This is a genomic window from Microcystis sp. LE18-22.4A (genome assembly GCF_027531105.1).
In the GTDB taxonomy this organism is placed as follows: domain Bacteria; phylum Cyanobacteriota; class Cyanobacteriia; order Cyanobacteriales; family Microcystaceae; genus Microcystis; species Microcystis aeruginosa.
Genome location: NZ_JAPZRB010000409.1, coordinates 1 through 4,740, shown reverse-complemented (window position 1 = coordinate 4,740; position 4,740 = coordinate 1). Strand labels below are relative to the sequence as shown.

Below are 4,740 nucleotides of genomic sequence, written 5' to 3'. Positions count from 1 at the left end.
ATTGGAGTGATTGGGGGGAAAATTCAGGTACTTTTTCCCTGAAAATTAGGTAGTTGACCACCTGAAAATCGATAAAACCCCACACCCCACACCCCACACCCCACACCCTGCCCCCAGGAAAAACTTTTTCAGCAAGCCCTAAATAGGGACAGAATCAGGGTTCCCGAGGATACTTTATCTCGGCTGATTTCTGAGCGCCTTGTAAATCAAGACTAAAGATATAGTTGCACACGGGTAACGTCGCTTTACGGTAAACTGTTTCAGCTTGTCCGAGCGGGATTCCTGGTTCGATATCTTCAACAGTGCCATCGTTGGGATTCTCTGTCTGAATGATTCCCATCGGAAACATAAAAAAGAACTTGATTCCTTGCTCACTCTACCATTTCAGAAGTTTAATAAATCTCAGATTATGACCTTCTAAAGTATAGCTTGTAATCACTTGCTCGAATGAATTAGCATGGTGCGTTCCCAAAAATCTATCGATGCAGCAGCTAGGAGCCACATTAGGGAACGCACCCTACAGCGATGGCGTACTGCTACGCAGTGCCTTCGGCATCGCACTAACCCTAACAACAATTTTTGATTTTTACCAGAGGTTTATTGACTGAATGATGGGATGTAATATTTCAATAACCAGCATTTTCTTGGTGCTTGAGCTATACAATGAGAGCTATATTTTGATAGGACAAAAAAAGATTAGTATAGAGGTAAAATTAATGGCTGAAACCCTATATGAAAAAGACTATGTAGCTTGGCTGCAAGACCAAGCAGCAAAACTGCGATCGCCTGAGCGCAATACTTTAGATTGGCAAACTTTAGCCGAGGAATTAGAGGAAATGGTTGATGAACGCAAATACAAAGCAGAAAGCTTTCTTATTCAACTCCTCAGTCACCTGCTACTTTACGCCTACTGGAAGCATCCTTACTACCTACCCCACTGGACAGACGAGATAGATAATTTCAGATTGGAATTGAGCTTGCTGTTTCGCTCTAAGGTAATCTACAATCATGCCTTAGAACGGTTTGGTTATTGTTATCAAAAAGCTCTGGGAAAAGCGAGCCGCAAAAGTGGATTAACTTTACCAGTTGACTGTCCTTGGACAATTGAGAAAATTCTTGATGAAGATTGGTTCCCTAGTTAAAAACTGGAGCTTGCAATCCAACTTACATCCACACAACAATAGGGTGGGCAATACCCACCTTACTTCAGTTGCTCAACAACTAATAGCTGGTATTCCAAAATCTGGTTGAAAAAGAAATTGAGTCATGCGAGGAAGTTTCGGCTCCATCCATGACTCAATTTTGATATATAGCGTTTCTAGGTTCACTAAATAAGAACTACGTCAAGAGAAACCGCAAAACCAGCTGGAAGGTTTGCTATCTTGGCAAACTCGGTCCCTAAAAATGAAAGTGATCCACTCCCTGCGTTGTAACTGATCTGACTCAGAGAAGTGGCTCCAAAACCCGATTTGCTAACTTCAATTTTGTCTCCTTGTGTCCGGAAAAAGTCTTGGATAGTATCAACTTTCTCGGAGAGGGAATTGAAGCGGAACTTATCGGCACCAGCACCACCAGTCAGGGTGTCGTTGCCATCGCCGCCAATCAGGGTGTCAACACCATCACCACCATTGATGCTGTCGTTGCCAGCACCGCCAAATAATTTGTCGTTGCCAGCACCACCATTGAGGACATTGTTGCCACTGTTGCCATTGAGGATGTTGTTTTTGCTATTGCCAGTAGCGTTGATATTGGCACTTCCCATCAGGGTGAGGTTCTCAATCCCATGTCCTTGGTTACGAAATGTCCCCGGTCCTATGGAATAAGTGACTGTGGCCAATACCGTATCAGCCGTCCCACCCGAGACATCGTCCCAGTCTTCCCTAACGATATCGCCAACATTGTCCACGTGGTAGGTGTCGTTGCCATCACCACCATTCATATCGTCGGCACCCGCACCACCATCAATGGTATCATCCCCCCAGAGTCCACCATACCATCCACTGACTCCGGCTGATGCCGAAGATGGAGTAATGTTGTTACTAAGGCCATTTCCCGTAACTAGGGCCATAAATTTAATCCTCCTTAACAATTACATAATTTACACCCTGTGCAACTGTATCTGTTTGATTCTGTCGTTTTTAGTTGCACATTGCGTAATTGTTGCCATTGTACGGCCAAACGTCTAGAATGGTCATTAATTTTTGTGCATGGTCGGGTCTTCTAACCGAAGGCATTGACGAAAAGCACATTGTATCTGTCCTAGAGGCACTATGAAAAAGCTTAAGCAATACTGGACTGCTGAAGCACTGGAAAAAGACTTAGGCGATCCTCTCAATCCCGATAACCCTCTATCCTACAAGCGGGTGATCGAAATTGACGAGAGCGAAGAATTTCCCCACGAGGAAATTCGCTGGTTATACGACTGGAAACTCCAACACTACTACATTCCCACGGATTGCGGCGGTGAATTTACCTCTTTTGAGGAATTTGTCGCTTTTGTGCGGGTACTTTCCCGACGGGATCAAACTATCGGTATCGCTTTTACCACCCTATTCTGGTCGTTTTTAAACTGGATGGCGGGAACCCCAGAACAGAAACAGAAGCTCGCCCGTTTTATCATGGATGACTATGGGGCGATGTGTCTGGGTTACTCGGAAAAGGAACACGGCAGCGATCTGATCAATGGTGATCTGACCGCAACGAAGGTGGAAGGAGGTTATATTCTCAATGGTGAGAAATGGCCGATTAACCGGGCGACTATCTCTGGAGTTTCCTTTATTTTGGCGAAAACCGATGCTAACGGCGGGCCAAAGTGTTTAACCCTATTTATGGTAGATAAACGGCAATTAGACCCCGAAAAATACTATAATTTGCCGAAAATATACACCCATGGCGTGCGCGCCTCGGATATGAGTGGCATTGGTTTTAAGGATTGTTTCGTCCCCGATTCCATGCGTTTACGCGAGGAGGGAGACGGTTTAGAATTAGCCCTGAAAGGTTTCCAGATTACCCGAATGTTGTGCGCTGCTTTTTCCCACGGGGCAGCCGATACCGCTTTGAGAACTACCCTCGGTTTTGCCGTTAATCGGGTAATTTATAACAAAACTGTGATGGATTTGCCCCAACCCCGGCGCACTCTCGTGGATGCTTTCCTTGACATCCTTATTTGTGATTGCGAGACGATTCCGGCTGCGAGAGGTTTTCATATTATCCCCGAACAGTTTAGCGTCTGGGCTTCGGTGGTAAAATATTTTGTCACCGTCCGTCTGGAGGAGATGGTTAATAGTGTTTATGTGGTCTTGGGATCGCGTTTTTATATGCGAGAAGAACACGAATTCGGCATCTTCCAGAAGCTACTGCGGGATAATTCGATTATCAGTATGTTTGACGGCAGTTCGATCGTCAATCTTCATGCTTTAATCCTACAATTGCGTCCTTTAACTAAATATCGGGCTAAACGCAACTCGCGCACCATGTCGGCGTTAAAAACCCGTTTAGAGGCGATTTTTAGCCTAGAAAAGTCGGTTCCTCCCTTTGAACCCAATAATTTAGAGTTATTTGGCCGGGGAATGGATGATTCCCTACAGGGTTTAGAGATTGCCCTTGATATGCTGGAAGGATTGAAAGATTCTCAGGAGGTGGACCCGGAAGTATTAGAAAATCTGTTGATGTTGGGTAATTTAGTTTTAGAGGAACTAAATGCTCACGATGAACAGATTAGTCAATCGAAATTCGAGTATGGTCACGACCAATCACCCGAATTGTTCGAGATTGCCAAGAAATACTGTACTTTACACGCCGCTTCCGCTTGTTTACACACTTGGCTTTATAATCGTTCCATCTTGGGTGAATTTTTTGCCCGGGGGGAATGGTTGGTGTTGAGTTTACACCGATTACTGCGAACTCTCCGGCCGCTGCCTTACACTCTATCTGAGGTGTATATAGAAAATGTTGCCCAAGAATTGCTGAAATTATATCGAGAAAATCAACATTTTTCGATCGTGCCTTTTCAATTAGCCCATTCACAAACTACCGAGGAAAAAACCCATGAACTCCAGCTCCAATCTTAATAATCTCGTACAAAATTGGTTAGTTAAACAGTTAGCCGATCAGTTATCTTTGGATGCAAAAACGATTAATGTGACTGAACCTTTAACCCGTTATGGTTTAGATTCGATCGATGCAGTAACGATGGTGGGTGATCTAGAAGATTGGGTCGGTCAAGAGTTACCTTCTACCCTTTTCTGGGATTATTCTACTATTGAAAAAGCGTCTCTTTTCCTAGTAGAAAACTACGATCTTTCTAATCTTTCCGGTGAGGAAACCCCCGCAGAAGTTGCTCCCGTCGCTGAAAAAGCTGAACCGGCCGTTAGTGGTGGCAAAGGTTGGAGTTTATTCGGTCGTCGTTAATTTTAGGTGTAGGGTGGGTTAGGCGACGACAATTTATGCTAGGGAAAATTATCTAGTATTCGCCGTAACCCACCTATATTAGTTATCAATTGGCTCTGTTCTCTACTCACCAGTATAGGAATTGCTAAGTACCTAAACAAAATTAATTACCCATTTCTCCGTAAAGCAACAATCGCTGTATTTCTTTTCTGGGCTCTTCGTTACCCTTTATGCTAAATCAACAGACAAGATGCCAAGATAACATACTTCTAACCCAAAAATTCCGAAAGTTTCTAAAGCCATAGCCTCTCCGTTTTATTAGTTTAAGTTTATTGTTGATTCCCTCGACCA

6 protein-coding genes and 1 pseudogene are annotated in these 4,740 nt (G+C 44.0%); 4 read left to right on the top strand and 3 right to left on the bottom strand.

What is annotated here, in order from left to right; all coding sequences use genetic code 11:
* Window positions 1-154: 154 nt before the first annotated feature.
* Window positions 155-340, bottom strand: a complete 186-nt coding sequence (locus tag O9295_RS18050; RefSeq protein WP_288034293.1) for a hypothetical protein — start codon at window positions 338-340, stop codon at window positions 155-157.
* Here O9295_RS18050 and O9295_RS18045 point away from each other — a divergent pair.
* Window positions 287-421: pseudogene (locus tag O9295_RS18045) on the top strand (IS630 family transposase); the annotation flags it as partial. The gene O9295_RS18050 and the pseudogene O9295_RS18045 overlap by 54 nt on opposite strands.
* Before the next feature lie 295 nt (window positions 422-716).
* Window positions 717-1,142 (top strand): DUF29 domain-containing protein, encoded by a 426-nt coding sequence (locus O9295_RS18040; RefSeq protein ID WP_288034292.1) that lies wholly within the window; start codon window positions 717-719, stop codon window positions 1,140-1,142.
* Window positions 1,143-1,327: 185 nt separating this feature from the next.
* On the opposite strand, the gene O9295_RS18035 is transcribed toward O9295_RS18040, so the two are convergent.
* Window positions 1,328-2,068 (bottom strand): calcium-binding protein, encoded by a 741-nt coding sequence (locus O9295_RS18035; RefSeq protein WP_288034290.1) that lies wholly within the window; start codon window positions 2,066-2,068, stop codon window positions 1,328-1,330.
* Window positions 2,069-2,270: 202 nt separating this feature from the next.
* On the opposite strand from O9295_RS18035, the gene O9295_RS18030 reads away from it, so the two are divergent.
* Window positions 2,271-4,070 carry an acyl-CoA dehydrogenase family protein gene (locus O9295_RS18030; RefSeq protein ID WP_288034287.1) on the top strand — a complete coding sequence of 600 codons (1,800 nt, stop codon included), beginning with the start codon at window positions 2,271-2,273 and terminating at the stop codon, window positions 4,068-4,070.
* A complete protein-coding gene (locus O9295_RS18025; RefSeq protein ID WP_002755494.1) occupies window positions 4,048-4,410 on the top strand; it encodes an acyl carrier protein in 363 nt (120 codons plus the stop codon). Before O9295_RS18030 ends, O9295_RS18025 begins: the two co-directional genes overlap by 23 nt.
* 217 nt (window positions 4,411-4,627) lie before the next feature.
* Here O9295_RS18025 and O9295_RS18020 read toward each other — a convergent pair.
* Window positions 4,628-4,740: transposase (locus O9295_RS18020; RefSeq protein ID WP_071784045.1), on the bottom strand; the 113-nt coding region annotated here is incomplete at its 5' end.

What these genes read in the sequence shown, in the direction of transcription:
- O9295_RS18030 (WP_288034287.1), top strand. Translation starts at nt 2,271, where the DNA reads ATGAAAAAGCTTAAGCAATACTGGACTGCTGAAGCACTGGAAAAAGAC.
- O9295_RS18035 (WP_288034290.1), bottom strand. Translation starts at nt 2,068, where the DNA reads ATGGCCCTAGTTACGGGAAATGGCCTTAGTAACAACATTACTCCATCT.
- O9295_RS18040 (WP_288034292.1), top strand. Translation starts at nt 717, where the DNA reads ATGGCTGAAACCCTATATGAAAAAGACTATGTAGCTTGGCTGCAAGAC.
- O9295_RS18050 (WP_288034293.1), bottom strand. Translation starts at nt 340, where the DNA reads ATGGGAATCATTCAGACAGAGAATCCCAACGATGGCACTGTTGAAGAT.
- O9295_RS18025 (WP_002755494.1), top strand. Translation starts at nt 4,048, where the DNA reads ATGAACTCCAGCTCCAATCTTAATAATCTCGTACAAAATTGGTTAGTT.